This window comes from Kitasatospora sp. NPDC022856, assembly GCF_055561235.1.
In genome coordinates this window covers 12,386-38,548 of the sequence record NZ_JBVHHE010000053.1, presented here as the reverse complement: position 1 = coordinate 38,548, position 26,163 = coordinate 12,386, and the positions used below count along the sequence as shown (strand labels likewise).

Here is a 26,163-nt window from a genome sequence, read left to right as displayed (position 1 = left end):
CCCGGTGGAGCGGATGATGCGGGACGCGAAGATCACGCAGATCTACGAGGGCACCAACCAGGTCCAGCGGATCGTCATGGCCCGCAACCTGCCGTAACGGCCGCGGGCGGGGTGCCGCGGGCACCCCGCCGCACACCTGGCCCGGCTGTTCGAAGCCGGTGCTATGTTCCGGGAATGAGCGAGAAGGAAGAGCAGGACCAGCCCATGAACGACGGTCCGCCGAAGCCGGCGATGCGTGAAGCGCTCGTCGCCGCCGCCTTCGAACTCTTCCTGGAGCGGGGCTTCGAACAGACCACGATCGACGACATCGTCTCGCTCGCCGGAGTCGGCCGGCGCTCCTTCTTCCGCTACTTCCCGGCCAAGGAGGACGTGGTCTTCCCCGACCACGAACGCAGCCTCGCCGAGATGACGGAGTTCCTGGAGTCGGGCACCGGCGAGGAGGACCCGGTCCGGCACGCCTGCGACGCCGCCCGCCTCGTCCTGCGGATGTACGCCGAGCAGCCGTCCTTCTCCGTCCAGCGCTACCGGCTCACCCGCAAGGTGCCCGGCCTGCGGGCGTACGAGCTGTCGGTGGTCTGGCGCTACGAGCACATGCTCGCCCACTACCTGCGCGGGCGCTTCGCCGCACGGGCCGACGGGGCCCTGCGCGCCGACGTGATCGCGGCCGCGGTGGTCTCCGCACACAACCACGCGCTGCGCACCTGGCTGCGCTCCGGCGGCGAGAGCGACTGGACCACCGAGGTGGACGCGGCGATGGCCTTCGTCACCGGCACCTGGAGCGACCGGCCGGCCGAGGCGGTGCCGGACGGCGAGGCGGACGACGTCGTGGTGCTGGTCGCCAGTCGGCGGGCGCCGCTCTGGCGGATGGTGCAGGGCATCGAGAGCGCGCTGGAGGAGTCCCGGCAGGTCCCGCAGGCCTGACGGGCCGCGGCCCCGGCGCGCGGCGCCGACCGCGGACCGACCCGGGCACCCGCTCGTCCCCACGGCGCCGACCCCGGGCACCCGCTCGTCCGTACGGCGCAACCCGCTCGGGGCGCGCCGCGCCGGAACGCCGACCACCGCGCGGGCGCCGGTACCGCGGGCGAGACTCGGTCCCAGGACGGGACCGGGCAGCGGCCGGCTCCGGTGAGCGCGAAGGAGCGGGCATGCCCGAGCAGACCGGTCGGCCCGTCGGCGGACCCGAGGCCGTGCGCGCGGTACTGCTGAAGAAGGGCTACCTGGTCCTCCTGCTGATCTCGGCCGTCGTCGGCATCCCCGTCTCGCTCGCCGCGTTCGGCTTCGTCAGCCTGGAGCACGAACTCCAGCACTGGGTCTGGGAGAGCCTTCCGGACAGCCTCGGCCTGGACCGGGCGCCCTGGTGGTGGCCGCTGCCCGCGCTGCTGCTCGCCGGCCTGCTGCTCGCCCCGATCGTCACCCGGCTGCCCGGCCGCGGCGGCCACGTCCCGGTGGACGGACTCGGCGGTCCGCCCACCCTCCCGGTCGCCGTACCCGGCGTGGTGCTGGCGGCCCTGGCCTGTCTGCCGCTCGGCGTCGTGCTCGGTCCCGAGGCGCCGCTGATGGCCCTGGGCAGCGGCCTCGCCCTGCTCGCCGTCCGGCCCGCCTGGCTGACCGCCAAGCCCCAACTGGGGCCCGTGCTCGGCGCGGCCGGCTCGGCGGCGGCGATCTCCACCATCTTCGGCAGTCCGCTGGTCGCCGCCGTGATGATCATCGAGGGCGCCGGCCTCGGCGGGCCGCAGCTGACGGCGCTGATCCTGCCGTGCCTGCTGGCGAGCGGCATCGGCGCGCTGGTGTTCACCGGCTTCGGCCACTGGACGGGGCTGTCGATCGGGGCCCTCTCGCTGCCCTCGGAGCCGTCGTCCGGCGTCCCGGACCCGGGTGACTTCCTCTGGGGGGTCCCGCTCGCGGTCGTGGTGGCGGCGATCTGCGTGACCGGCCGGCTCCTCGGCACCCGGGTCAAGGGGTACGTCACCGGCCTCCCGGACCGGCCCGCGCCGACCCGGCGGGCGACGGCCGTCCGGACGGTGCTCTGCGCCGTCGCCGTCGGCGCCTGCATCACCGCGTACGCGCTGCTCACCGGGCGCTCGCCGGAGGAGGCCGCGCTCTCCGGACAGGCCACCCTCGGCGAGCTGGCCGCCGATCCGGCGTCCTGGCCGGTCGGCGCGCTGCTGGCGCTGCTGGTCTGCAAGGCGCTCGGCTGGGGCATCGCGCTGGGCGGCCTGCGCGGTGGTCCGATCTTCCCGGCGCTCCTGATCGGCGCGACCCTCGGGATCGCCTGCGGGCCGCTGCCCGGTTTCGGCTTCGCCCCGGGGCTGGCGGCCGGCCTCGCCGCCTCCGCCGCCGCGGTCACCCGACTGCCGGTCACCAGTACCGTGCTCGCGTCGGCACTGCTCGGGGCCGACTCGGCGAACTCGATGCCGCTGCTGATCGTCGCCGCGGTGACGGCCTTCGTGGTCGCCGAGACGATCCACCGGCTCGGCCGCCGCCGGGCCGGGGCCGCGCCCGCCGGCGGGGCCCCGCCGGAGCGGCCGGCCGAAGGCTGACGGGCGCCCGCCCGCGCCCCGGCCCCCGTCGTCCATCCGGGTGAGCCCCGGATTCACCGGCCGAGACCTGGGCAGTCTCGCTCCGTGACCACTTCTGCTCCCCGCCGCCGACGCCGCCGCTCGGCCGCCCCGCACCGGACGCCGGCTCCGGCGCACACCTTCGCCCCGAAGCACACCTCCGCCCCGGCCACCGTGCCGGGCCCGAGCGCGCCGGCGTCCCCGCGCGGGCCCGCGACCGCCACCGCGGCACCGCGCTGCTGCGCGGTCTCCACCACCGAGCACCGCTCCCTCGGCGGGACCATCATCCGCACCCACCGCCACCACCCGGCCTGCCCGGTCTGGGCGGCCCGTTGAGGCGACCGAATCCGGTCGGCCGGCCGGTGCCGTTTGCTTGAATGACAGGGTGACGAGCAGCGCCGGATTCACCGAGGACGACCTGAGCGGCCTGGCCGGGCCGCGCTCCTTCGAACGGGGCCGGGGCTACCGGGACGCGGTCGCCGAACTCGACGTCGGGGCGGAGCGGTTCACCGCGGTCGTGAGCGGCACCGAGGCCTACGAGGTGGTGCTCGAACTCGACGCGGAGTACGGGCTGTCGGGCGAGTGCGACTGCCCCTACGGGCTCGACGGCAACTTCTGCGAGCACTGCGTCGCGGTGGGCCTGGTGGTGCTGGAGAAGTGGCACGAGCTGCCCCGGCTCAAGGCCGAGGCGACGGCGCGGGCCGGCAGCCTGGAGTCCTGGCTGGGCTCGCGCTCGCGCGAGGACCTGCTGCTCCTGGTACGCGAGTTGATGGACGGCGACCGGACCCTGCGGCGTCGTCTGGAGCTCCGGGCCGCGACCGCGCAGGCCGATCCCGCCCAACTGCGCTCCCGGATCACCGATCTGCTCGCGGTGGGCCGCTTCAGCCGCTACGGGTACGTCGAGTACGCGGACGCCCAGGCGTACGCGCTCCAGGCCGGCGAGGCGGTGACCGCCGTCCGCGCGCTGACGGCGGAGGGGCAGGCCGGGCAGGCGATCGCCCTGGCGCGGGAGGCGATCCGGCTGCTCGGCCGGGCGTACGACCGGATCGACGACTCCGCCGGGTGCGTCGGCGGGGTCGCCGCCGATCTCGACGAGGCCCACCTGGAGGCCTGCCGGTCGGCGCCGCCGGACCGCGCCGAGCTGGCCGACTGGCTGGTCGACCGGCTGCTGGGCGACCACGACCACCTCGTGGAGGCGGAGCTGGCGGACTACCGCGACCTGCTGGGCGGGCCCGGTCTGCGCCGGGTCCGGGAGCGGGCGGAGGAGGCCGGCCGGCGCAGTCCCGCCGGCCGGGCCGAGCAGGACCTGATGAAGCAGCTGGCCAAGGCCGAACGCGCCCTCGCACGGGCGGCCGGCAAGGGCGTCCCGGGCCCGAGGCCGCCGGCCGGACCGGGCCCCGGCGACCCCGGCCGGCCCGGGGACGCCCTGGACGGGTACCGCCGCGCGATCGAGCGGCTCGGTCCGCTCACCGGCGACGCCCGCTACCGCGAGCTGGCCCGGCTGCTGCTGGAGGTCCGCTCCTGCCACCGGGCACTGGGGACGGAGCCGGCGTTCGCGGCCGAACTCGCGGCCCTGCGGGCCGACCACCGGCGCAAGCGCAACCTCCTGCGGATCCTGGACGAGCACGGCCTCTGACCAGCCATGGCGGCCGCTCCGGTCCGGCGGCGCGGGCGGGGACCGGCGGCGGACGCACGGGGGCGACCTCCCCGGCGGCGGTCGCGGAATCTCACGCGGTGACCGCCCCGCGGGCCGGGTGGTCGGTCCCACCGTGCCCGGGAAACGCAGAAGACCCCTGATCAACAGGGGTCTTCGTTGGTGTCCGAGGGGGGACTTGAACCCCCACGCCCGATAAAGGGCACTAGCACCTCAAGCTAGCGCGTCTGCCATTCCGCCACCCGGACCGGGTGTTGTCTCCGCGGCCTCGTCGGCCGCGCTGACAGACGTAACTGTAGCAAAGATCGGCTTGCGCTCCCAAAACAGCCCCGGATCGCCGGGCAGGGGCGGTGACCTGGGCAAGGGGCGCTCTGTGGCGGGGGTGTGACCAGCGGATTTCGCCTCGGTTCCCGGGGGCCCGCGGGGTGGATACGGCTGGGGGCCTGGGGGAGGATGGGCGGACGTGCTCGTACGCCCGGGTGCAGGTCCCGGGGGTAAGGCGCCGGTGCGTCGGTGCGGGCCAGAGACGAGGAGTGACCGTGAGCGAGCGGAGCGAGTCGACGGCGGGGCGGGCGGCGGCGCCGAAGGTGACGGCCGAGTCGGAGGTCGCCGGGATCTGTCGCGACCTGATCCGGATCGACACCAGCAACTACGGCGACGGCTCGGGCCCGGGGGAGCGCAAGGCCGCCGAGTACGTCGCGGAGCAGCTCGCGGAGTTCGGCATCGAGCCGCAGATCTTCGAGTCCGCCAAGGGGCGGGCCTCGACGGTCGTCCGGATCGAGGGCGAGGACCGTTCGCGTCCGGGCCTGCTGATCCACGGGCACACCGACGTCGTGCCCGCCAACGCGGCGGACTGGACGTACGACCCGTTCTCCGGCGAGATCGCGGACGGCTGCGTCTGGGGGCGCGGCGCGGTCGACATGAAGGACATGGACGCGATGACGCTGGCCGTCGTGCGCGACCGGCTGCGGACCGGGCGCAAGCCCCCGCGGGACCTGGTGCTGGCCTTCGTGGCGGACGAGGAGGCGGGCGGCACCTACGGCGCCCGGTACCTGGTCGACAAGCACCCGGACCTCTTCGAAGGGGTGACCGAGGGCATCGGCGAGGTCGGCGGCTTCTCGTTCACCGTCAACGACCAGGTCCGGCTCTACCTGGTGGAGACGGCCGAGAAGGGCATGCACTGGATGCGGCTCACGGTCGAGGGCCGGGCCGGGCACGGGTCGATGGAGAACGACGACAACGCCATCACCGAGCTGTGCGAGGCGGTGGCCCGGCTCGGGCGGCACACCTTCCCGCTGCGGATCACCAAGACCGTCCGCGCCTTCCTGGACGAGCTGTCCGACGCGCTCGGCGTGCGGCTCGACCCGGAGAACATGGACGAGACGCTGCGGGTGCTGGGCGGCATCGCCAAGATGATCGGCACCACGCTGCGCAACACCGCCCAGCCGACGATGCTCGGCGCCGGCTACAAGGTCAACGTGATCCCCGGGCAGGCCACCGCCCACGTGGACGGGCGCTTCCTGCCCGGCTACGAGGAGGAGTTCCTGGCCGAGCTGGACAGCGTGCTCGGCCCGCGCGTGAAGCGCGAGAGCCTGCACTCGGACAAGGCGATCGAGACCAGCTTCGACGGTGCGCTGGTCGAGGCGATGCAGAGCGCCCTGCAGGCGGAGGACCCGATCGCGCGGGCCGTGCCGTACTGCCTGTCCGGCGGGACGGACGCCAAGTCGTTCCAGGACCTCGGCATCCGCTGCTTCGGCTTCGCGCCGCTGCAACTGCCGCCGGAGCTGGACTTCGCCGGGATGTTCCACGGCGTGGACGAGCGGGTGCCGGTGGACGGGCTCAAGTTCGGCGTGCGGGTGCTGGACCGCTTCATCGACGCCTGCTGAACGACCCTCCCGCCCGCGGGACGACGGCCCGCTCCCGGGGTTCCGGGGGCGGGCCGTCCGCATTGTCCGAGCTAATGATTTGGGACCGGGAAATGGAGATCGAGAGAAACGATTCTTCCGGTATCCGCAGATCGATCATCCGTGCGGGTCATCACCGTTGCGGGTGAATGGGGAAAAGGTTCCGTACCCCGTTTGCCACACCGTCGTTCATTCCTATGCAGCCCGCCGAACGGGTTGCGCTGCTCATACAGGAGGAATGATGAAGGTCAAGAAGATCGCCGCCGTTGCCGCCGCCACCGGTGGCCTGGTGCTGGCCGCCGCCGGTGTCGCGTCCGCCCACGGCGGCGCCGCCGCCAACGGTGTGGCCGCCGGCTCCCCGGGCGTGGTCGCGGGCAACCAGGTTCAGATTCCCGTGCACATCCCGGTGAACCTCTGCGGCAACACCGTCAGCGTGATCGGCGTGCTGAACCCGGCGTTCGGCAACCACTGCGCCAACTTCTAAGGCGCCCGCGCGCTGAGCGCACGATGACCGGATGACCGGTCGACGGGTCGACCGGCCGGTGGGGCACCGGCCGACAGGTCGACGGGCCGATCACCGGAACGACTCACTTGGCCCCCGGGTGGCGGACGCGCCACCCGGGGGCGCTTGTGCGTCCGGACACGGCCGGGAATCGGCGGGCCGTCAGCCTGTTGTCGTGCCTCACTCGATCGGGTGAATAGGGTTCTTTCGGCTCAACCTCGCCGCTTGCGCCTCGTTGTCTCCTGTGCACTCGAAGACCTTTCCCGTTCGTCGGAAATTCCGACTTTCGGATAGGTCATCACGTCGTCTCGATACGTCAGGGGAAAATATGAGGAATGTAGCCAAGAAGGGGCTCCTCACGGCCGTGGCCACCGGCAGTGTCCTGGCCTCGACCGCCGGCTACGCCTACGCGGGCGCCGAGGCGCAGGGGGGCGCCGCCGGTTCGCCGGGCGTGGCCTCCGGCAACTCGGTGCAGGTACCGGTCGAGGTGCCGATCAACGCCTGCGGCAACACCGTCGATGTGATCGGCGTGCTGAACCCGGCGTACGGCAACCACTGCGCCAACGTCAGCGGGCACTCCGGCGGCGGCCACAGCGCCTCGGGGTCGTCCGCCTCCGGTGCGGCGGCGGGCTCGCCCGGCGTGGTCTCCGGCAACAGCGTCCAGGCGCCCGTGCACGTCCCGGTCAACGCCTGCGGCAACTCGGTCGACGTGGTCGGCGTCGGCAACCCGGCCTTCGGGAACGCCTGTGGGAACGAGGGCTCGTCGGTGGCCACCACCCCGCCCGCCAAGCCGGACGAGGACTGCCCCGAGGAGCACGGCTCGCACAACCCGCCGCCGCCCACCGGTCAGCCGTCCACGCCGCCGTCGCACCCGGGCGGCGGTGAGACCACGCCCGGCAACCCCCGGACGGGCAGCCCGTCCGCCACCACCCCGGCGGCGCCCGGTGCGACCACTCCCGCGATGACCACCGCGGCCGGCGGCGGCCAGAGCGGTCAGGCCGTGCCGGCATCGGCGCGCACCGCCGCTCCCGAGGCGGCCGGCAGCCAGCTGGCCTCGACCGGTGCGGGCGGCACCGAGCTGCTCGGCGCGGCCGGCCTCGCCCTGCTGCTCGGCGGCGGAGTGCTCTACCGCCGCGCCCGCGCCGGCGCGCGCTGAGCGTCGACCACGTGCCCGGCGTCGACCACGTGCCCGGCCGGGCGCTCCCGCCCGGGGCAGCGGGGCGGACGCCGGAGCGGGCTCCGGCCTGAGTGAGCGGCCGTGCCGCCGCGGCACCCCGGGCCGGACCCCCGGTGCGGCGGCGGCACGGCGGTGAGCGCTGTGCGAGCCCGGGTGTGGACGCGTGGTGCCCGCGGCCGTCCGTGGTTCGGACGGCCGCGGGCACCACAGACGGACAGCTCCGGACCGGCGGGAGCGCACACGCCGACGACCCGCTCGATCACGCAGCGTGAACGGTGGCGCCAGGCCGGGTCGTGCGCGACGCCCCGGCCCGAGGGGGCGTGCGGAGGCGGTAGCCCGTACCGGTCAGCGGGAGGGGCCCGTCACCAGCTCCGCACCTGCCGGATGATTCGCCGCCGCAGCAGCACCGTCCGGCTACCGTCCGGGAACAGCCGCAGCCTGTCCAGCTCCCAATGCCCGTATTCGGCATGGTCGGTGAGCAGCTGGCGCGCCGCGTTGCGGGAGGTACCGCGCGGCATGCGCAACGACTGGTACTCGTACTCCGGCTGCCGGACCGGCTTCGGTGAAGTCAAAACGCTCCTCCTGAGGGACACCTGCGAGCAAGCCTACGGCCTGCCTCCGACAACGGGCCCGGGTATTTTCGGCCGCCCTCCCGGCGGGACCCCGGCCGTACGCCTGACAGCTCATCAGTTCCTTTTCCGCTGTGGACGGGATACCCCGATCAGGGCCCGTGGAAGCGGCACGCGGGCGGCCCCGCCGTGCCGGATCCACGCGCTCCGCGCGGGCGTGCGCGGGTACAGAACCACGCGGATCGGACATCAGGGGGGAAGTTGCGGTGAAATCGCGGGTGTAGGTGACAACCGCTGTGCGTACCGACACCGAGGGGAGATAGCGTCTGCACCATGTCTGATGCCGCGCAGCCCACCATTGCCGAGGTACGCGCCGCCGCCGAGGCGGTCAAGGCCGCCATCGACCGTCATCTGGAAGCGGTGTCAAGCCCCAGCGCAGCGGACGATCCCGCTGTGTTCACCGCCTACGAGCAGCTCGCGACGGCGGCCATCGCCTACGACCAACTCCTCTACGAGGTCTACGACGAGGTCACCCCGTTCGAGGTCCCCGGGGACGAGGGGCCGGGCGGGTACAACGGCCCCGAGCAGCCCGAGGCGATCAGCGTCCTGATCCGCCGCGACTACCACGTGGTCGATCCGAAGCGGCTGCGCGCCCAGGCCGAGCGGCTGGACGACTCGCTGACCCCGGGCGGGGGCGGGTCGGGCGAGGTGAACGCCGCGATCGGTGTGCTGTTCGGCGAGTACGAGCCGGACGAGATCGCCGCCCGGAGCGAGGAGTTCGGCCTGGAGGAGAGCGACTCCACGCTCTGGGTCGCCGCCGCCGAGCCGACCGAGCCGGGGGAGTGGCTGCCGGAGCCCTTCGAGCACGCGGACCCGCAGCTGCTGATCTGCCGGTTCGACGTCAGCGAGGTCTACGACGACGAGGACCCGGACGAGTGACCTGAGCTCCGCCACCGCCCGCTCCGCCGCCCCGCCTGCCCGGGGCGGCGGAGCGGGACGCCGGGGCGGGGAGGACGGCCCGGGCCCCGCAGCTCCCGGCCGGCTGCTCGAACGCTTCTGCGAGCGCATGGTTTCGGACATTCCCGTCGGCCCCCGGAGTCGGCACCGCGGGGGCCCTCCCGGCCGCGTGGCGCGGCCGTCAGGACGTGGCGCCGAAATCGACGTCCTCGGTGCCCACCGTGCCGCCCGTCCGGCCGGGTGCCGTCTGGTACGTCCAGTACAGGTTGGTGTGGGCGATGACCTGGGCCGGCGGCGGCGCGCCCCAGGCGGTCTGGTCCTCGGTGGTGTGGGCATCCGCGACCAGGACCGCGTCGTAGCCCCGGACGAGGGCGCCGTGCAGCGTCGAGCGGATGCACTGGTCGGTCTGCGCGCCGGCGACGACGAGCCGGCCGACGCCGAGGTCCGCCAGCACGGTCTCCAGCTCGGTGTCCTCGAAGGAGTCGCCGTAGGTCTTCCCGACCAGCGGCTCGGTGTCGCCCGGCGTCAGCTCGGGGACGATCCGCCAGCCGTCGCTCCCCGGCTCCAGGTCCGGGTCGGAGTGCTGGACCCAGACGACGGGGACCTTCTCGTGGCGGGCCTTCGTGACCAGGCGGCCGATGTTGGCGACGACGGCGTCGCGCTCGTGCGCTTCCTCGACGACGCCGTTCTGCACGTCGACGACGAGCAGCGCGGTCCGCGGACGGCCTTCGAGTGTGGTCATGCTCTCCCCTTGCTCGTACCCGGCCACGGTGGTGGCCCCGGAGCACGCTAGACCCACCCTCCGACAGCGGACCGGCCCCGGCACCGAGGGGGGACCGGCCCGGTCCCCCCTCCGCGCCCGCGCGCCAGGGGGTGTGGCCAAGTCCCGCCGGGTCCGCGCGCGACTTGGCAGACACCCCTCAGTACGCCTGGGCGGCGTTCTCCGCGAGGATCGCCCGCAGCCGGGTGGTGCGCGGCGCGGCCGGGCGTTCGGCGACGGCCTGGGGCAGGGCCGGGCCGGCCGCGTGGACCACGGAGAGGTGGCGCTCGCCGCGGCCGAACGCGGTGTAGACCCACTGGCGGGTGAGGGCCGCGCCCGCCTCCTCGGGGAGGACGACGACCGCGCCCGGCCAGCGGCGGCCGACCGCCTGGTGGACGGTCAGTGCCCAGCCGTGCCGAAGCCGGCCGGCCTCGGCCGGCGGGACGCTGCGGCGCGAGCCGTCCGGGTACTCCAGGTGCAGGCCGGTGGCGTCGCCGTCGAGCACCCGGGCGGGGCGGACGACGCCGGGGGCGGGGGAGTCCACCACGCGGTCGCCCGGGTCGAAGCCGCCGAAGCGGCCCGGGCCGGGGTTGAGGGCGGCCTTGGCGGCGGCGTTCAGCGCCCGGGTGCCGGCCGAGCCGCCGTGGCCGGGGGTCAGCAGCACCACCTGCTCGGCGGGGATGCCGAGCGCGCGCGGGATGGAGTCGGTGAGCAGCTGGATGGCGCGGTGGACGGCCTCGCCGCCGTCCTTGGCGGTCAGGATGACCACCTCCTTGTCCGGCGCCTCGACCGGCTGCAGCTCGCCGATGCCGATGCCGGAGACCAGTTCGCCGATCGGACCGAAGTCCGGGGTGCGGGAGGCCACGGAGGGGCAGACCTTGGCGGTCAGCAGGTCGGCGAAGAACCGGCCCGGCCCGGCCGACCAGAGCTGGCCCGGGTCGCCGCTCAGGACCAGCCGGGTGCCGTCGGCGAGCGACTCCAGCAGGGTCGCGGCCAGCTCGACGTCCAGCAGCGGGGCGTCCAGCACGACGAGGACGTCGAGGGCGAGCGTGCCGTCCGAGGACCGGCCGGGGCCGGCCGTGCCGGACAGCAGCTCGGCCAGGGTGGCGGCGGGCAGCGGCTCGTCGGCCGGCCCGGCGAGGGCGTCCCGGCCCTGCTCGGTCCAGGTGGCGGCCCAGGCGCGCAGACCGAGGCCCGCGGCGGCGCGGACCAGCGCGACCGGCTCGGCGCGGGCGGCCTCGCCACCGGTGTGGGTGACCAGGGCGCTCTCCGCGGCGGCCCGGATCAGGGCGGTCGCCGAGGAGGACGGCGCCGCGGCGGCGGCCGCCTCCCAGGCGGCCGGGCCGGGGGCGGCGGGCGTACCGGGAGCGTCGGCGCCGCCGGCCGGGCCCTCGACGGCCGGGCCCTCGTCGGCGCCCTCGGCGGAGGGGTCCCCGGCCGGGTCCTCGGTGGCGTCCTCGTCGGCCGGCGCGTCCGCCGCCGGAGCGGGCTCGGCCTCCTCGCCGCTCCCGCCCTCGCCGCCGTCCGCCTCGTCCGGTTCGTTCACCTCGCCAGACCCGTCCACGCCGGGGACGAAGGTCGACATCAGCCGGACCAGGCCGTCGGCCAGGCTCTCCTCCGCCAGGGCCAGCCGCTCCAGCGCGAGCACGGTGCGGGTCGGCGGCTCGTCGTCCTCGTCGCCGCCGGCGGAGTGCGCCTCGGCGCCGGTCAGCTCCTCCTGGAAGGGCATCGCCCGGCCGTCGACCACGGCCGACTGCAGCGCGGCGGCGGCGTCCGGCAGGCCGAGGCGGTCCAGCCCGGCCGTCACCTCGCCGATCTCCACGGCGGAGTGGCCGCGCAGGGCGGCCTGCTCCAGCAGCCAGGGCACCAGCGCCTGGGCCCGGCGGGTGTCGCCCGGGCCGGCGGCGGGGCCGAGCAGCCCGCGGGCGAAGCCGTCGGCGTGCTCGGGACGGACGCCGGGCAGGGTCAGCACGGCCCACGGGTCGGCGCGCAGGTCCTCGGCGGCGCCGTCACCGAAGGCGGCCACGGCGGCGGGCGCGAGGTCGGTGGGCGCACCGCCGGCGGCCAGCACCTCGGCGGTGGCCCGCAGGGCCTCCGCGCGCTGCTCGTCGGTCTCGGCCTGGTACCGGGAGGGGCGGGCGGCGGCCGGTGCCGCGGCCGGGGCGGCCTCACCCGCCGCGGCGGCGCCACCCGCCGGGGCGTCCGAACCGCCGGCGGCGCCCGGGACGCGCGGGGTGTTCCCGGAGGCCGGCGCGCCCGGGCGGGCCGACTGCTGCCCGACCACCCGGATCGCCTCCGCCAGCGCCGCGACGGCGGCCGCCTTGTCGGCGCCGTCCGTCCCCGGGGCGGCCGGGGACCCCTGCGGAGCGCCGTTCTCCGTGTCACTCATCGTTCGCTCCAAAAGATCACTCCACTGCTGGGGCGCCGGCCGCTCCGCGCCCGGAGCGGCCGCCGCTCGCGGCCGCCACGGGCGGCGCGCGGGGTCGGGCCCGACCGTGCCGGGGCCGAGCCGGCCCGCGGTCGGGTCGGGGCATCACGTCCGTCGTCGGCCGTCAACCCTCGGTGTGTCGGTCGTCGGTCGTCGAGATCCGGCCTGTCCGGCGGTGGACGCGAGCCCTAGAGCTCGGTCCACCCCTGGTCCGGATAGCGGTGGACCGGCGACGAGATGTCGTCGAGCGCACCACGGATCTCACCCGGAAGCGTAAGCGCCTCGACTGACAGTGCCGACTGCAGCTGTGCCACCGTGCGTGCCCCGACCAGCGCGCTCGCCACCCCCGGCCGGTCCCGCACCCAGGCGAGCGCCACCGCGAGCGGGCTGCTGGCCAGCCCGTCGGCGGCGGTGGCGACGGCGTCCACGATCCGCCGCGAGCGCTCTCCGAGGTAGGGCTGGACGAAGCCGGACAGGTACGGCGAGGCGCCGCGCGAGTCCTGCGGGACGCCGTGCCGGTACTTGCCCGTGAGCACGCCGCGGCCGAGCGGCGAGGAGGCGAGCAGCCCGACGCCCGACTCCCGGGCGGCGGGCAGCGCCTCCCGTTCGAGGCCCCGCTGGAGCAGCGAGTACTCCAGCTGCGCACCGGCCAGCGGCACCCGGCCGTGGTGGGCGCGCTGCCAGGTGGCGGCGCGGGCGAGCTGCCAGCCGCTGTAGTCGCAGACGCCGACGTACCGCGCGCGCCCGGAGGTGACGGCGATGTCCAGGGCGCTGAGCGTCTCCTCGACCGGGGTCGCCGGGTCGAAGGCGTGCACCTGCCAGAGGTCGACGTAGTCGGTGCCCAGCCGGCGCAGCGAGGCGTCGAGGGCGGCGAGCAGGTGGCCGCGCGAGCCGTCGAAGCGGCGGGCGGAGTCGGGGACGCTGCCCGCCTTGGTGGCGATGACCAGGTCGGAGCGGGGGATCAGGTTGTCGGTAAGCCGGGAGAGCAGGTACTCGGCGCCGCCGTCGCCGTAGACGTCGGCGGTGTCGACCAGGTTGCCGCCCGCGTCGACGAACTCCTTGAGCTGCTCGGCGGCCTCGTGCTCGTCGGTGTCGCGGCCCCAGGTCATGGTTCCGAGGCCGAGCCGGGAGACCTGCAGCCCGGTACGGCCGAGGTGACGCTTTTCCATCGGACGGGCCCTCCACTGGCCGACAACACCGCTGATACCGCTGATACCGCTGATACCGCTGATACCGCTGAAACCACTCGTCCTGCTGAACCCGCCGGAACGGCGCGCCCCCGGCGCAGCCGGTGCCGCCCGCGCCCGGGCCGCTCGCCCCGTCCGCGCGGGCCCGGCAAACGCGCAGGTGGGGAGAGGCGTCCCCACGTCGGCTGAGCGTAGCGGCCGGTGCCCGGGCAGATGCGCAGACCCGCAGAACGATCAGCACCCGGGTGGCGGGTCCGAATGTGGCCCAGCCCACAGCTACCGGCCAGTAGCATGTCCGCCGGACGTGCGGTTACCCTCACGGACAACCCGACTGGAAGGCATGGCAGATGCGACTCGGTATCAACCTCGGCTACTGGGGCCTCGGCATGGACGCCGACAACATCGCCGTCGCCCAGGAGGCGGACCGGCTCGGCTACTCGGTCTGCTGGGCCGCCGAGGCCTACGGCTCGGACGCGGCCACCGTGCTGTCGTACGTCGCCGCCAAGACCGAGCGGATCGACGTCGGCTCGGCCATCTTCCAGATCCCGGCCCGCACGCCGGCGATGACCGCGATGACGGCGGCCACCCTGGACACCCTCTCGGGCGGGCGGTTCCGGCTCGGGCTCGGGGTCTCCGGCCCGCAGGTCTCCGAGGGCTGGTACGGCGTGAAGTTCGACAAGCCGCTGGCCCGCACCCGCGAGTACGTGGAGATCATCCGAAAGGCGATGTCCCGCGAGCGGCTGGTCCACGAAGGAGCGAACTGGACGCTGCCGCTGCCCGGCGGGCCCGGCAAGCCGATCAAGCTCACCGTGCACCCGGTGCGCGAGCGCATCCCGCTGTACATCGCCGCGATCGGGCCGAAGAACCTGGAGCAGACCGGCGAGATCGCCGACGGCTGGCTCGGCATCTTCTTCGCGCCCGAGCAGGCCGCGCTCTCCCTCGACCCGCTGCGGGCCGGCCGGGCCAAGGCCGGGAAGACCCTGGACGAGGGCTTCGACCTCTGCCCGACCGTCACCATCGCGGTCGGCGAGGACATCGAGGCCGGGGTCGACGCCCAGCGTTCCTACGCCGCGCTCTACATCGGCGGCATGGGCAGCAAGGAGAAGAACTTCTACAACCAGCTCGCCCGGCGGATGGGCTACGAGCAGGCGGCCGACGAGATCCAGGAGAAGTACCTGGCCAGGGACTACGAGGGTGCCGCGGCGGCCGTGCCGCACGACCTGATCGACGCCACCTCGCTGGTCGGCGACACCGCCCGGATCGCGGACCGGATGCAGGCGTACGCCGACGCGGGCGTCACCACGCTGACCCTGGCGCCGGCCGGCTTCAGCCTGGAGGAGCGGGTCCGGGCGCTGCGCACCGGCGTCGAGGCGATGGAGCGCGCCGGACTGGCCTGATCCGGCGGCGCGGGGGGCACGGGCCGGCCGCTCCGTGTCCCCCGCGCCCCGCGGACGGACGGACCGGGACTACAGCCAGTCGTGCCGCTTGAACACCCGGTGCAGCACCAGGCAGACCAGCACCATCAGCGCCACCGCCGCCGGGTACCCCCAGACCTGGTGGAGTTCGGGCATGTGGTCGAAGTTCATCCCGTACACGCCCGCGATCATGGTCGGCACGGCGGCCAGCGCGGCCCACGCCGAGATCTTCCGCATGTCGTTGTTCTGCTGCACGCTGACCTGCGCGAGGTTGGCGCTCAGGATGTCGGAGAGCAGCCGGTCCATGCCCTCGACCTGGTCGTTGGCCTTGGCGAGGTGGTCGGCGACGTCCCGCAGGTACGGCAGCGCCTCGGGGCGGACGAACGGCACGCCGCCGCGCTCCAGCCGCAGCATCGGGTCCAGCAGCGGGCCGGTGGCCCGGCGGACGGTCACCAGCTGGCGCTTGTAGCCGTAGATCCGGCCGGCGGTGTCACGGCCGACCCGGTTGGGGGCGAACACGTCGGCCTCCAGCTCGTCCAGGTCGGCCTGGAGCCCGACGGCGACGTCGACGTACCCGTCCACCACGGTGTCGCAGACCGAGTGCAGGACGGCGCTCGGCCCGTACCTCAGCAGCTCCGGCTGGGCCTCCAGCTCCGCCCGGAGCTCGCCGAGCGGGCTGTCGGCGCCGTGCCGGACCGTCATCACGAAGTCCTCGCCGACGAACATCATCACCTCGCCGCTGGTCACCGCGTGCCCGCCCGGGTGGTAGCCCAGCGTCTTGAGCGAGACGAACAGCGAGCCCTGGTAGGCCTCCACCTTCGGGCGCTGACGGGCGCTGACGGCGTCCTCCACGGCCAGCGGGTGCAGCGAGAACTCCTCGCTGACCCGGTCGAGTTCCTCGACGGTGGGTTCGAAGAGGCCTATCCAGACGAAACTGCCCTTGCCGGCCGCCCGCGCGGCGGCGAGGGCGCCGGTGTGGTCCTCGGGCGCCTCGATCCGGCGGCCGTCGCGGTAGATGGCACAGTGGACGATCATCGGGCCATTGTGGCCCCTCGGCGGGAGCGGTGGCGGCACAACGCCTCGCTCTGCACGGGCGCTCCACACGACCCGGCCCCCTCCGCCGCGCCACCGGTCCGCTGCTCGCCCGCCACCCGCCGCCGCGACCCCCACCCCTCGCCCGCGACCCGGCCGGGAGGCCGTACGCTGGGCTCCATGCCCACGCTGCTGCTCGTCCGTCACGGCCGGTCCACCGCGAACACCGCCGGAATCCTGGCCGGTTGGACACCCGGCGTGGATCTTGACGACACCGGGCGCGAGCAGGCCGCCGCGCTGGCCGGCCGGCTCGCCGCGATCCCGGTGGCGCAGGTCGTCAGCAGCCCGCTGGAGCGCTGCCGGCAGACCGTGGAGCCGCTGCTCGCGGTCCGCCCCGAGCTCGGGGCGGCGGCCGAGGACGAGCGCCTCGGCGAGTGCCACTACGGCGACTGGACCGGCCGCCCGCTGTCCGAGCTGGCCAAGGAGCCGCTCTGGCGCACCGTCCAGGACCACGCGGCCGCCGCCGCCTTCCCCGGGGGCGAGTCGCTGCGCGAGCTGAGCCACCGCACGGTCGACGCGGTCCGCGAGTGGAACGCCAAGGTCGCCGCCGAGCACGGCGAGGACGCGGTCTGGGTCGCGTGCTCGCACGGTGACGTGATCAAGGCGGTGGTGGCCGACGCGCTCGGCCTGCACCTCGACCACTTCCAGCGGATCTCCGTCGAGCCCTGCTCGGTCACCGCGATCCGCTACACCCCGCAGCGCCCCTTCGTGCTGAGAATGGGCGACACCGGCGACCTCTCCTCGCTCGCGCCGAAGCCGGGCGCCGGCGGCCACGGCGACCGGGGCGGCGACGCGACCCCGGCCGGGGACGCGGTGGTCGGCGGCACCGCCTGACCGACCCGCCCCGGCGCCGGCACCCGCGCCGGCCGCCGTCGCCGCGGACCGGCCCCGACCGGCGCGGACCCCGGCGGACCCGCCCGGGTCACCGGCTCGGCTCCCCGGGCCGGGCCCGGAGGTCGTAGGGTGACTAGCGAGCCTGCCGGGACCGGCCCACCGGTGTCCGGGCGGGCGGTGGCGCCCGGACGGTCCGGCTGTCCGAGCGCCCCGCACCACCGGCAGACGACACACACCCGTCAGACGTACGACTACGCGACACCCACGCAACACCCGACATACGACGATCGAAACGATCCGGAGCGAGAGCGTGCCCCGTCAGGTCTTCTTCTACGACCAGCCCGAACGGTTCGTCGCCGGCACCGTCGGCCAGCCCGGCGCCCGGGCGTTCTACCTGCAGGCCAGCGCCCGGGGGCGGATCACCAGCGTGCTGCTGGAGAAGACCCAGGTCGCCGCGCTCGCCGAGCGGATCGAGGAGGTCCTCGACGAGGCCCTGCGGCGCAGCGGCGGCGACTCCGCGATCCCCGCCGCCGCCCCGGTGGACCTGCTCGACACCGCCCCGCTGGACCTGCCGCTGGAGCAGGAGTTCCGGGTCGGCACGATGGCCCTGGCCTGGGACAGCATCGACAGCTGCCTGGTGGTCGAGGCACAGGCGGTGATCGAGGAGGACGAGGGCGAGGACGCCGCCGAGGCGGTCTTCGAGGACGACGAGAACGGCCCGGACATGCTGCGGGTGCGGCTCTCCGGCGCGATGGCCCGGGTGTTCGCCAAGCGCGCGCTGGACCTCGTCTCGGCCGGTCGCAAGCCCTGCCCGTTCTGCAACCTGCCGCTCGACCCGGAGGGCCACCTGTGCCCGCGCGCGAACGGGTACCGGCGCTGAACACCGAGACCCCACCGCAGGCGGACCCGGCGGCCGGCGCCGCCCTGGCCGCCGACGTGCCGACCGCGCTGCGCCTGCTGCGCGAGGGCGGGCTGACCGTCCACGGCCGGCTGACCGACGCCTCCAACGCCGCGCTCTACTGCAGCGTCACGCTGGACGGCCCGCAGGGGCTGACCGCCCAGGCCGTCTACAAGCCGGTGGCCGGCGAGCGCCCGCTCTGGGACTTCCCGGACGGCACGCTGGCCGGCCGCGAGGTCGCCGCGTACGAGCTCGCCGCCGCCACCGGCTGGGCGCCGATCCCGCCGACCGTGCTGCGCGACGGTCCGCACGGGCCCGGCATGGTGCAGCTCTGGGTGGAGCCCGACCCGGAGGCGGACCCGCTGCTCGCCCTCCAGGACCCGCGCGGACCGGAGGACGGCTGGCTGCCGATCGTGCGCGCCGACGTCGGTGACGGGCGCACCGCGCTGCTGGTCCACCCGGACGACGAGCGGCTGCGCCGGCTCGCCGTGCTGGACGCGGTGCTCAACAACGCCGACCGCAAGGGCGGCCATCTGATCGCCGCCGCCGACGGCCGCATCTACGGCATCGACCACGGCGTCACCTTCAACACCGAGGGCAAGCTGCGCACGCTGCTCTGGGGCTGGGCCGGTCAGCCGCTGCCGCAGGACGCCCTGGCGGTGCTGGGCGGCCTCGCCGAGCAGCTGGACGGCGCGCTCGGCGAGCGGCTCGCCCCGCACCTGACCGCAGCCGAACTGGGGGCCACCCGCGCCCGGGTGGCCGAGCTGCTCGGCACCGGCCGCCACCCGCTGCCCTCGCAGGACTGGCCGTCGATTCCCTGGCCGCCTATCTGACCCGCACCGCCCCGCGCGGGGCGGACCGGCGCCCGCCCGGGGCGCCGACCTGCCGACCCTGTAGCAATGGTCTGGACCGGTGCGGCGGTTCGGCCGCAGACTGCTCCGATGGACGAGCGACGGACCACCCCCCACCTGGACCTGCCGCTGCATCGCTTACAGGTCCCGCTGCCGCACCTGCTCCCGTTCGCGATCGGCAGCTTCGACGCCATCGGCCCGCTCTCCCGGGCCGCCTTCCCCCACCGGCACTCCTTCTACGAGATCGTCTACGTCACCGGCGGCCGCGGCGCCCACGTCCTGGACCTGGTCCACCGGACGCTGCAGCCGCCGCAGTTGTGCGTGATCGTGCCCGGACAGGTGCACTACTGGGCCGACGCCGACGATCTGACCGGGCAGGTGGTGCTCTTCAACGAGGACTTCCTGCTCTCCCGTCCCGACGACCTCGCCGCGCTCCGCGGCCTCTCCTCCCGGCCGGCCCTGTCCCTGGGCGAACACGCCGGGCCGATCGCCGCCCTGCTGGCCGACATGGAGCAGGAGTACCGGGCGCTGCCGTCCGGCTACCTGGGCGTGCTGCGGGCCAGCCTGCACATCCTGATCGTCCGGGCGCTGCGTGCCTGCGCCCCCGGCCCGGGTCCGGCGGTGCCCGGGCGGGGGAGCGAACTGGCCACCGCCTTCACCCGGTTGATCGCCGACCCGGGCGGGCTGCACCGCTCGGTGGCCTCCTGCGCCCAGGAGCTGGGCCTGTCGCCCGGCCATCTGCAGACGCTGGTGAAGCAGGCCACCGGCTGCACACCCGGCCGGCTGATCCGCCAGCAGCAGACGCTGGAGGCGAAACGGCTGCTGGCCTCCACTGAGCTGACGATCCGTCAGGTCGCCCGGGAGGCCGGGTTCGCCGATCCGGCGTACTTCTGCCGCTTCTTCCGGCGGGAGACCGGGATGACGCCGGGGGAGTTCCGGGCCGGGGTCGGAGGAAATCACCACGATCCCCGGATCACGTCCATCGCGGCGGCCCCGGGCGCCCCGTAGGTTGGCTGCTGGCCGCCGGTGACCGGCCCGTACGGAACGGGTGGGCCGCCGGCCCGGTCCTTGTCATGCCCCCACCATGACAAGGGCCGCCCCCACCTCCCCCCCCACACACCCCAGCGAAGGAGTCGGCGCATGCCAGCGTCCCAAGAGCCCACCGGGCCGGAGGGCCTGATCGACCGCCGGATCAGCCGCAAGACCGTCCTCAAGGCGGCCGCCGTCCTCAGTGCCACCCCGCTGCTGATCGGCGGCGGTGTCGCACTGGCCCGCGACCGGGTCGGCACCGGCGAGGCACCCGGCCTCACCCCCGCCTGCCACGACGGCGACGAGCCGACGATCGAGCAGACCGAAGGCCCCTACTTCAAGCCGAACTCCCCGCTGCGGACGTCGCTGATCACCGACAGCACCCCCGGCACCCGGCTCACCGTGAGCGGCTACGTCTTCGGCCGGGCCTGCCTGCCGATCGCGAACGTCCTGCTCGACTTCTGGCAGGCCGACGTCAACGGCGCCTACGACAACACCGGCTTCGCCTTCCGCGGCCACCAGTTCACCAACGCCCAGGGCGCGTTCACCCTCACCACCATCGTGCCGGGCCTGTACCCGGGCCGCACCCGGCACATCCACGTCAAGCTCCAGGCGCCCGGCCGCCCGGTGCTCACCACCCAGCTCTACTTCCCCGGCGAGCCGCGCAACAGCACCGACACCATCTACGACGCGCGGCTGCTGATGAACGTCCGCCAGGTCGGCTCGGCGAAGGAGGGCACCTACGACTTCGTCCTGAACGTGCCGCAGACCCCCACCACGCCGCCGACCAGTCCGAACCCCACCACGCCCACCACCGCACCCCCGACCTCCCCGCCCGGCGGCTCCTGGACCGCCGGGACGCTCTACAACGCGGGCGACCGCGTCACCTACGCCGGCGCCTCCTACCGTTGCCTCCAGGGGCACACCGCCATCACCGGCTGGGAGCCGCCGAACGTGCCGGCCCTCTGGCAGCGGTCGTAGCGGCTCCGACCGCGTCCCCCAGGGGCCGGGCGCCCGGTCGGCGGCAGGGCCGACCGGGCGCTCATCCGCGCGCCCGGAAACCGCCCCCGTACCGGGCGGACCGCGTCGGGAGCCGGTCCCTATCAGTCCGGAACCGCTCGGGCAACGTCGGAAACCGAATCCAGTCGATCTTGTGTACTGGTTAGGCTTTCAAATGTTCGCGCGGTTAAAGTGATTCCCATGCATGCCTGGCCCGCCTCCGAGGTTCCCGCCCTGCCTGGTCAGGGGCTCCCCCTTCGTATTCACGACACCGCCGCGGGCGGTATCCGCGAGGTCGTCCCGCAGGACGGCACCGCCCGGATCTACGTCTGCGGCATCACCCCCTACGACGCGACCCACATGGGCCACGCCGCCACGTACAACGCGTTCGACCTGGTGCAGCGCGTCTGGAAGGACGCCGGCCACGACGTCCTGTACGTCCAGAACGTCACCGACGTCGACGACCCGCTGCTGGCGCGGGCGATCGAGACCGGCCAGGACTGGGTGGCCCTCGCCGAGCGCGAGACCGCGCTCTTCCGCGAGGACATGACCGCCCTGCGGCTGCTCCCGCCGGCCCACTACATCGGCGCCGTCGAGTCGATCCCGTGGATCGTCCCGCTGGTCCAGAAGCTGCTGGCGAGCGGCGCCGCCTACAAGGTGGACGAGGACATCTACTTCTCGGTCGAGTCGGAGCCGCACTTCGGCGAGGTCTCCGGCCTGACCCGGGAGGCCATGCGCCCGCTCTTCGCCGAGCGCGGCGGCGACCCGGACCGCCCCGGCAAGCGCCACCCGCTGGACGCCCTGCTCTGGCTCGCGGCCCGCCCGGGCGAGCCCGCCTGGGACACCGAGCTCGGCCACGGCCGCCCCGGCTGGCACATCGAGTGCGTCGCGATCGCCCTGCGGTTCCTGGGGATGTCCTTCGACATCCAGGGCGGCGGTAGCGACCTCTCCTTCCCGCACCACGAGATGGGCGCCGCGCACGCCCAGGTCGCCACCGGCGGCCACCCGTACGCCCAGGCCTACGTGCACGCGGGCATGGTCGGGCTGGACGGGCACAAGATGTCCAAGTCCCGCGGCAACCTGGTCTTCGTCTCGGCGCTGCGCCGCGAGGGCGTCGACCCGGCGGCGATCCGCCTCGCGCTGCTCTCGCACCACTACCGCGAGGACTGGGAGTGGACCAAGGCCACCCTGGACGAGGCCGTCGAGCGCCTCGCCCGCTGGCGTGCCGCGGTCTCCCGCCCGGACGGCCCGCCGGCCGAGGCGCTGCTGGCCGAGGTCCGGGAGGCGCTCGCGCGCGACCTGGACGCGCCCGCGGCGCTGGCCGCGGTGGACCGCTGGGCGGCCGGCCAGGAGGCCGACGGCGGCACCGACATCGGTGCGCCCGGCCTGGTCTCCCGCACGGTGGACGCGCTGCTCGGCATCGCGCTGTAGGACGGCGACCGCCGGAGGGCGCCGGGACCAGCTGGTCCCGGCGCCCTCCGGCGGTCCCGCTGCCGCGGGGTCAGTCCTCCTCGTTGCCGTCCTGGCTCTCCCGCGCGGCCGGCGGCTCGGGCTCGCTCGGCCGCTCCGCCGTGGCGTGCCCGGCGACCGGCTTCTCACCGGCCGGGCCGACGTTCTCCCGCCGCCGCAGGTAGCGCTCGAACTCCCGGGCGATCGCGTCGCCCGAGGCCTCCGGCAGCTCGGCGGTGTCCTGCGCCTCCTCCAGCTGCTGGACGTACTCGGCCACCTCGGTGTCCTCGGCGGCCAGCTGGTCCACGCCGAGCTGCCAGGCCCGGGAGTCCTCACCGAGCTCGCCCGGCGGGATCCGCAGGTCCAGCAGGTCCTCCAGCTTGTTGATCAGCGCCAGCGTGGCCTTCGGGTTCGGCGGCTGCGCGACGTAGTGCGGCACCGCCGCCCAGAGCGTCACGGCGGGCACCCCGGCGTGCGTGCAGGCCTCCTGGAGCACCCCGACGATCCCGGTCGGGCCCTCGTAGCGGCTCTCCTCCAGGTCCAGCCGCTGGGCCAGCTCCGGGTCGGAGGTGACCCCGCTGACCGGGACGGGACGGCTGTGCGGGGTGTCCCCGAGCAGCGCGCCCAGGATCACCACGAGCTCGATGCCCAGCTCGTGCGCGAAGCCCAGCAGCTCGTTGCAGAACGAGCGCCAGCGCATGCTGGGCTCGATGCCGCGCACCAGGACGATGTCCCGGGTCGCGGGCTCCGTCACCCGGACCACCGAGAGCCGGGTCGTCGGCCAGGTGATCCGGCGGATGCCGCCGTCCAGCCAGACCGTGGGGCGGTTGACCTGGAAGTCGTAGTAGTCCTCGGCGTCCAGGGCGGCGAACACCTTGCCGCCCCAGGTGTCGTCCAGATGCGCCAGGGCCGCGGAGGCCGCGTCCCCGGCGTCGTTCCAGCCCTCGAAGGCGCAGACCATGACCGGGTCGATCAACTCGGGAACATCTTCCAGCTCGATCACCCAGCGTCTCCCTCCGGTCGGCGGTCGGACGCGCCCGCCCCGGCCGGCCTGCCGAGGCGCCGGCGGTCCGGCTGCCGACTGTCGAACCTCTCGTCACCCATGGAACGCCTCGCTCCATGGTTCCCTACCTGCCCAGCCTACGGGCTTTGATGCGCCTCCCGGCGGGGCACCGGGACAGTCTGGGGGAGCGGGGCGCCGGGATCCAGCGGTTATCGCCGCGCCGGGCCCTGGGCGCCCCGGAAAGGACCGCGGGGCGGCCGCCGGGCGCCGGGGCGGGTCAGCGCGGTCCGGTCGCGGCGGTGACGGCCGGCAGGTAGCCGAGGGACTGCCCCTCGGGCGTGGGGTGGAAGGACTCCCAGAGCCGGGGGAGCACGATGCCGGTGATCCACTCCCGCCCCGCGCCCGCGCAGACCCCGTGGCCCTCGAACGCCGTCCGGACGTCGGCGAAGGCGAACCCGTGCGCCTCGGCCTCGCGGCGGATCAGCTCGTCCAGCTCGTCCGTGAGAGCGTTGAACCGCTGCCGGCGGGCATCGGTGCCGATCAGGCAGGTGGTGCCGGTGCGCAGCAGGTGCGGATAGCCGGTGACCACCACCCGGGCCCGCGGGGCGGCGGTCCGCACGTCGTCGTACAGGGCGGAGAGCCGGCCGGGCAGCTCCTCCCGCAGCCGGCGGCCGGACTCGTCCAGGGTGGCGGCGCAGCGGGCCTCGGTGGTCAGCGGCTGGAGGCAGTCGGCGGCCGCCCCGGCGAAGCCCAGGTCGTTCCCGCCGACGGTGAGGGTGAGCACCGTGGTGTCCGCGCCGACCTTCGGGAGCTGTCCGCCGGCGACGTCCGCGGTGGTCGCGCCGTTGCACGCGGCGGCGAGGAAGCCGGTGGCGCCGTGGTCGGCGGCCCAGAGCGCCGGGTAGGCGTTGGCGCTGCGGTGGCAGTCGCCGGCGGCCGGGTCGTAGGCGCCGGCCGCGACCCCGGCGGCGTAGGAGTCGCCCAGCGCGGCGTAGCGGGGCGGGGCGTCGGCGGGCGCGGCGGCGGCGGCCGGCGCGGCGCAGAGCAGGAGCGGGACGGCGGCCAGGGCGGCGAGGAGCGGGTGGCGCTGCACGGCGGTTCTCCGGGGTCCGGTGGCCGGGCGCGGTCCGCCTCGGCCCATCGGGCACGGATCGTATCGGAATGGTGACGCAGAGTCGTGGCGCGCCCGCGCGGCGGGGCGGCGCGATGATGGGGGAAGGGGCCGGACAGGCGTGAGGAGCCGGGCGGATGGACGGACGGTGGTGGATCGGCATCGGCGTGGTGGCGGCCGCCGGGGCCGGCGCGGTGGTGCTGGCGGCCCTGGCGGCGGGCCGGCGCCTGCCGGTGGAGCACGTGACCGAGGGCGGCCTGGAGCTCGACCAGCCGCCGGGTGCGGTGTGGGACGTCGTGACCGACGTCGACCTCTATCCGGCGTGGCGCCCGGGCCTGTCCCACGTCGAGCGGCTGCCGGAGGGCGCGGGCGGCCGGACGCGCTGGCGCGAGTACGGCCCGCACGGCCACGCCACCTACGAGGTGCTGGAGAGCGAGGCCCCGCACCGGCTGGTGACCGGCGTGGCCGACCCGGACCTGCCCTACGGCGGCACCTGGACGCTCGTGCTGACGCCGGCCGGGCAGGGCTGCAGCCTGACGGTCACCGAGCGCGGCGAGGTCCACCGGCCGCTCCACCGCGCCGTCTCGCACTACGTGCTGGGCGAGGACGCCACCGTCCGGCGCTACCTGGGCGCGCTCGCGCACCGGATGGCGTGACGGCGGCGCCTCAGCGGACCCAGCCGCGCCGGTAGTCGGCCCAGTTCTGCTCGGTGGCGGCGAAGTCCACGTACAGCCCGACGCCGAAGTTCTCCCGCCGCAGGTCGTACCGGCCGAGGCCGAGCCGGATGCCCCGGATGCCGGCGTCCACCGTCTCGGCGTGCCCCCAGTGGCCCCACTTGTCCTCCCAGTAGAACGGCAGGCCCATCAGGAGGTCCACGTCCTCGGGGGTGGCCTCCAGGGCCAGCTCGGTCTGGTAGGCGTTGTAGCCCCCGTAGAGCGACGCGGTCGGCATGCTGGAGTCGTAGGTCATCACCGCGATCTGGTCGACCCGGCGGGCGGTCTCGGCGAAGTACGCCTGGTCCCACCACTTGCCGTGGTCGGTGAGCGCGATGGCGATGTCGTGCTGGAAGGGCAGCGGGTCGATCTGCGGCGCGGCCACCGAGAGCCGGGCGCCGCGGCCGGCGGTCACCGGGCGGACCTGGTCCAGCAGCGCGAGCCAGCCGGCCGAGCCGGGGCGGATCGGCTCCATGTCGAAGTGCACCCCGTCGAAGCCGAGGTCCAGCACCTGGCGGGCGGCGGCGGTGACCCGGTCCCGGGTGGGCGCGTCCTCCAGGTCCAGGGCGTCCTTCTCGGGCTTGACCTCGTCGCCCAGCCAGCCCTGCACCCGGATGCCGGGCAGCGCGCGGTGCGCGGCCTCGGTGAACCACTGGGCCCGGGGGTGGACGGCGGGCGGCAGCGAGCCGTCGTGCTCCAGCGGGCCGGTGTGGACGTAGAGGTCGCGCACGCCCGTCCCGGCGAGCCGCCGGGCGAGGTCGGCGACGTCGGCGTCACCCTTTCGGCCGTCCACCCAGGCGTGGCCCAGCCAGACCGCGTCCTTGCCGCGGGTCCGGGCCTCGGGGGAGGGCTCACCGGCGTACTGGAGCCGCAGGGCGAGCGCCGCGGAGCCGATCGGCAGCAGGGCGACGGCGAGGACGACCAGCGTCACGGCAAGGGTTCTGCGGCAACGGGACCACCCCCGCCAGCGCGTCCGCAGCGCCCGTGGCGCCGCCCCCAGGGCCCGTCCGAGCCGTCGTATCCGTGCGCTTCGACCCGCCATGCAGTCGCTCCCCCGTCGCGGCGAGTGCTCA

Annotated in this window: 25 protein-coding genes and 1 tRNA gene; 17 read left to right on the top strand and 9 right to left on the bottom strand. The window is 74.9% G+C overall.

Annotated elements, in window-relative coordinates; translation table 11 throughout:
* The 5 genes from ACZ34W_RS34690 to ACZ34W_RS34670 all read left to right on the top strand — a co-directional run.
* Positions 1-97: acyl-CoA dehydrogenase family protein (locus ACZ34W_RS34690; RefSeq protein ID WP_157849844.1), on the top strand; the 97-nt coding region annotated here is incomplete at its 5' end.
* Positions 98-174: 77 nt separating this feature from the next.
* Positions 175-921, top strand: coding sequence for a TetR family transcriptional regulator (locus tag ACZ34W_RS34685; RefSeq protein WP_329486967.1), 747 nt, complete (start codon positions 175-177; stop codon positions 919-921).
* Between the two features lie 224 nt (positions 922-1,145).
* Positions 1,146-2,540 (top strand): chloride channel protein, encoded by a 1,395-nt coding sequence (locus tag ACZ34W_RS34680; RefSeq protein ID WP_465609876.1) that lies wholly within the window; start codon positions 1,146-1,148, stop codon positions 2,538-2,540.
* 84 nt (positions 2,541-2,624) lie between these two features.
* The gene (locus ACZ34W_RS34675; protein ID WP_329486965.1) at positions 2,625-2,894 is read left to right on the top strand and encodes a hypothetical protein; all 270 of its coding nucleotides are present in this window, start codon (positions 2,625-2,627) and stop codon (positions 2,892-2,894) included.
* A gap of 49 nt (positions 2,895-2,943) precedes the next feature.
* A complete protein-coding gene (locus ACZ34W_RS34670) occupies positions 2,944-4,194 on the top strand; it encodes an SWIM zinc finger family protein (protein WP_465609873.1) in 1,251 nt (416 codons plus the stop codon).
* Between the two features lie 178 nt (positions 4,195-4,372).
* Here the strand turns inward: ACZ34W_RS34670 and ACZ34W_RS34665 are convergent.
* Positions 4,373-4,460, bottom strand: a tRNA-Leu gene (locus ACZ34W_RS34665).
* A 291-nt stretch (positions 4,461-4,751) separates the two neighbouring features.
* On the opposite strand from ACZ34W_RS34665, the gene ACZ34W_RS34660 reads away from it, so the two are divergent.
* From ACZ34W_RS34660 to ACZ34W_RS34650, 3 genes are all read left to right on the top strand, one after another.
* On the top strand, positions 4,752-6,098 hold the full coding sequence (locus ACZ34W_RS34660) for a M20/M25/M40 family metallo-hydrolase (protein WP_329486963.1): 1,347 nt from the start codon (positions 4,752-4,754) through the stop codon (positions 6,096-6,098).
* Positions 6,099-6,357: 259 nt separating this feature from the next.
* Positions 6,358-6,600 carry a chaplin gene (locus ACZ34W_RS34655; protein ID WP_396489491.1) on the top strand — a complete coding sequence of 81 codons (243 nt, stop codon included), beginning with the start codon at positions 6,358-6,360 and terminating at the stop codon, positions 6,598-6,600.
* A gap of 346 nt (positions 6,601-6,946) precedes the next feature.
* Positions 6,947-7,774 carry a chaplin gene (locus ACZ34W_RS34650; RefSeq protein ID WP_465609870.1) on the top strand — a complete coding sequence of 276 codons (828 nt, stop codon included), beginning with the start codon at positions 6,947-6,949 and terminating at the stop codon, positions 7,772-7,774.
* A 383-nt stretch (positions 7,775-8,157) separates the two neighbouring features.
* On the opposite strand, the gene ACZ34W_RS34645 is transcribed toward ACZ34W_RS34650, so the two are convergent.
* On the bottom strand, positions 8,158-8,367 hold the full coding sequence (locus ACZ34W_RS34645) for a DUF5703 family protein (RefSeq protein ID WP_329486960.1): 210 nt from the start codon (positions 8,365-8,367) through the stop codon (positions 8,158-8,160).
* Positions 8,368-8,697: 330 nt separating this feature from the next.
* On the opposite strand from ACZ34W_RS34645, the gene ACZ34W_RS34640 reads away from it, so the two are divergent.
* Positions 8,698-9,303, top strand: coding sequence for a hypothetical protein (locus ACZ34W_RS34640; RefSeq protein ID WP_465609868.1), 606 nt, complete (start codon positions 8,698-8,700; stop codon positions 9,301-9,303).
* A gap of 199 nt (positions 9,304-9,502) precedes the next feature.
* On the opposite strand, the gene ACZ34W_RS34635 is transcribed toward ACZ34W_RS34640, so the two are convergent.
* From ACZ34W_RS34635 to ACZ34W_RS34625, 3 genes are all read right to left on the bottom strand, one after another.
* The gene (locus ACZ34W_RS34635) at positions 9,503-10,063 is read right to left on the bottom strand and encodes a cysteine hydrolase family protein (RefSeq protein WP_352297229.1); all 561 of its coding nucleotides are present in this window, start codon (positions 10,061-10,063) and stop codon (positions 9,503-9,505) included.
* Between the two features lie 178 nt (positions 10,064-10,241).
* Positions 10,242-12,470, bottom strand: coding sequence for an ATP-binding domain-containing protein (locus tag ACZ34W_RS34630; RefSeq protein WP_465609866.1), 2,229 nt, complete (start codon positions 12,468-12,470; stop codon positions 10,242-10,244).
* 227 nt (positions 12,471-12,697) lie between these two features.
* Positions 12,698-13,678 (bottom strand): aldo/keto reductase, encoded by a 981-nt coding sequence (locus ACZ34W_RS34625; RefSeq protein WP_352297226.1) that lies wholly within the window; start codon positions 13,676-13,678, stop codon positions 12,698-12,700.
* Positions 13,679-14,043: 365 nt separating this feature from the next.
* Between ACZ34W_RS34625 and ACZ34W_RS34620 the strand changes: the two genes are divergently transcribed.
* The gene (locus tag ACZ34W_RS34620) at positions 14,044-15,093 is read left to right on the top strand and encodes an LLM class F420-dependent oxidoreductase (RefSeq protein ID WP_329486954.1); all 1,050 of its coding nucleotides are present in this window, start codon (positions 14,044-14,046) and stop codon (positions 15,091-15,093) included.
* A 69-nt stretch (positions 15,094-15,162) separates the two neighbouring features.
* Here the strand turns inward: ACZ34W_RS34620 and ACZ34W_RS34615 are convergent, their stop codons facing one another.
* Positions 15,163-16,146 (bottom strand): magnesium and cobalt transport protein CorA, encoded by a 984-nt coding sequence (locus ACZ34W_RS34615; RefSeq protein WP_329486953.1) that lies wholly within the window; start codon positions 16,144-16,146, stop codon positions 15,163-15,165.
* 177 nt (positions 16,147-16,323) lie between these two features.
* On the opposite strand from ACZ34W_RS34615, the gene ACZ34W_RS34610 reads away from it, so the two are divergent.
* The 6 genes from ACZ34W_RS34610 to mshC all read left to right on the top strand — a co-directional run bounded on the left by ACZ34W_RS34610 (position 16,324) and on the right by mshC (position 22,245).
* A complete protein-coding gene (locus ACZ34W_RS34610) occupies positions 16,324-17,037 on the top strand; it encodes a histidine phosphatase family protein (RefSeq protein WP_359811332.1) in 714 nt (237 codons plus the stop codon).
* A 310-nt stretch (positions 17,038-17,347) separates the two neighbouring features.
* On the top strand, positions 17,348-17,917 hold the full coding sequence (locus ACZ34W_RS34605) for a DUF3090 domain-containing protein (RefSeq protein ID WP_329486951.1): 570 nt from the start codon (positions 17,348-17,350) through the stop codon (positions 17,915-17,917).
* Positions 17,887-18,768 (top strand): SCO1664 family protein, encoded by an 882-nt coding sequence (locus ACZ34W_RS34600; protein WP_465609862.1) that lies wholly within the window; start codon positions 17,887-17,889, stop codon positions 18,766-18,768. Before ACZ34W_RS34605 ends, ACZ34W_RS34600 begins: the two co-directional genes overlap by 31 nt.
* Before the next feature lie 108 nt (positions 18,769-18,876).
* Positions 18,877-19,794, top strand: a complete 918-nt coding sequence (locus ACZ34W_RS34595; RefSeq protein WP_329486950.1) for a helix-turn-helix domain-containing protein — start codon at positions 18,877-18,879, stop codon at positions 19,792-19,794.
* A gap of 132 nt (positions 19,795-19,926) precedes the next feature.
* Complete coding sequence (locus ACZ34W_RS34590; RefSeq protein WP_329486949.1) at positions 19,927-20,796, top strand: dioxygenase family protein; 870 nt, start codon at positions 19,927-19,929, stop codon at positions 20,794-20,796.
* Positions 20,797-21,015: 219 nt separating this feature from the next.
* On the top strand, positions 21,016-22,245 hold the full coding sequence (gene mshC / locus ACZ34W_RS34585; protein ID WP_359811325.1) for a cysteine--1-D-myo-inosityl 2-amino-2-deoxy-alpha-D-glucopyranoside ligase: 1,230 nt from the start codon (positions 21,016-21,018) through the stop codon (positions 22,243-22,245).
* Positions 22,246-22,315: 70 nt separating this feature from the next.
* On the opposite strand, the gene ACZ34W_RS34580 is transcribed toward mshC, so the two are convergent.
* Together ACZ34W_RS34580 and ACZ34W_RS34575 are read right to left on the bottom strand one after the other, a co-directional pair.
* Positions 22,316-23,266, bottom strand: a complete 951-nt coding sequence (locus ACZ34W_RS34580; RefSeq protein ID WP_329486947.1) for a PAC2 family protein — start codon at positions 23,264-23,266, stop codon at positions 22,316-22,318.
* Positions 23,267-23,543: 277 nt separating this feature from the next.
* A complete protein-coding gene (locus ACZ34W_RS34575) occupies positions 23,544-24,359 on the bottom strand; it encodes an SGNH/GDSL hydrolase family protein (protein WP_465609859.1) in 816 nt (271 codons plus the stop codon).
* Between the two features lie 155 nt (positions 24,360-24,514).
* Here ACZ34W_RS34575 and ACZ34W_RS34570 point away from each other — a divergent pair, with 155 nt between their 5' ends.
* A complete protein-coding gene (locus ACZ34W_RS34570; RefSeq protein ID WP_465609857.1) occupies positions 24,515-25,033 on the top strand; it encodes an SRPBCC family protein in 519 nt (172 codons plus the stop codon).
* A gap of 10 nt (positions 25,034-25,043) precedes the next feature.
* On the opposite strand, the gene ACZ34W_RS34565 is transcribed toward ACZ34W_RS34570, so the two are convergent.
* Positions 25,044-26,021 carry a glycoside hydrolase family 18 protein gene (locus ACZ34W_RS34565; protein WP_359839426.1) on the bottom strand — a complete coding sequence of 326 codons (978 nt, stop codon included), beginning with the start codon at positions 26,019-26,021 and terminating at the stop codon, positions 25,044-25,046.
* Positions 26,022-26,163 lie beyond the last annotated feature (142 nt).

What these genes read in the sequence shown, in the direction of transcription:
- ACZ34W_RS34640 (WP_465609868.1), top strand. Translation starts at nt 8,698, where the DNA reads ATGTCTGATGCCGCGCAGCCCACCATTGCCGAGGTACGCGCCGCCGCC.
- ACZ34W_RS34595 (WP_329486950.1), top strand. Translation starts at nt 18,877, where the DNA reads ATGGACGAGCGACGGACCACCCCCCACCTGGACCTGCCGCTGCATCGC.
- ACZ34W_RS34620 (WP_329486954.1), top strand. Translation starts at nt 14,044, where the DNA reads ATGCGACTCGGTATCAACCTCGGCTACTGGGGCCTCGGCATGGACGCC.
- ACZ34W_RS34680 (WP_465609876.1), top strand. Translation starts at nt 1,146, where the DNA reads ATGCCCGAGCAGACCGGTCGGCCCGTCGGCGGACCCGAGGCCGTGCGC.
- mshC (WP_359811325.1), top strand. Translation starts at nt 21,016, where the DNA reads ATGCATGCCTGGCCCGCCTCCGAGGTTCCCGCCCTGCCTGGTCAGGGG.
- ACZ34W_RS34590 (WP_329486949.1), top strand. Translation starts at nt 19,927, where the DNA reads ATGCCAGCGTCCCAAGAGCCCACCGGGCCGGAGGGCCTGATCGACCGC.
- ACZ34W_RS34650 (WP_465609870.1), top strand. Translation starts at nt 6,947, where the DNA reads ATGAGGAATGTAGCCAAGAAGGGGCTCCTCACGGCCGTGGCCACCGGC.
- ACZ34W_RS34570 (WP_465609857.1), top strand. Translation starts at nt 24,515, where the DNA reads ATGGACGGACGGTGGTGGATCGGCATCGGCGTGGTGGCGGCCGCCGGG.
- ACZ34W_RS34610 (WP_359811332.1), top strand. Translation starts at nt 16,324, where the DNA reads ATGCCCACGCTGCTGCTCGTCCGTCACGGCCGGTCCACCGCGAACACC.
- ACZ34W_RS34685 (WP_329486967.1), top strand. Translation starts at nt 175, where the DNA reads ATGAGCGAGAAGGAAGAGCAGGACCAGCCCATGAACGACGGTCCGCCG.
- ACZ34W_RS34635 (WP_352297229.1), bottom strand. Translation starts at nt 10,063, where the DNA reads ATGACCACACTCGAAGGCCGTCCGCGGACCGCGCTGCTCGTCGTCGAC.
- ACZ34W_RS34655 (WP_396489491.1), top strand. Translation starts at nt 6,358, where the DNA reads ATGAAGGTCAAGAAGATCGCCGCCGTTGCCGCCGCCACCGGTGGCCTG.
- ACZ34W_RS34625 (WP_352297226.1), bottom strand. Translation starts at nt 13,678, where the DNA reads ATGGAAAAGCGTCACCTCGGCCGTACCGGGCTGCAGGTCTCCCGGCTC.
- ACZ34W_RS34615 (WP_329486953.1), bottom strand. Translation starts at nt 16,146, where the DNA reads ATGATCGTCCACTGTGCCATCTACCGCGACGGCCGCCGGATCGAGGCG.
- ACZ34W_RS34630 (WP_465609866.1), bottom strand. Translation starts at nt 12,470, where the DNA reads ATGAGTGACACGGAGAACGGCGCTCCGCAGGGGTCCCCGGCCGCCCCG.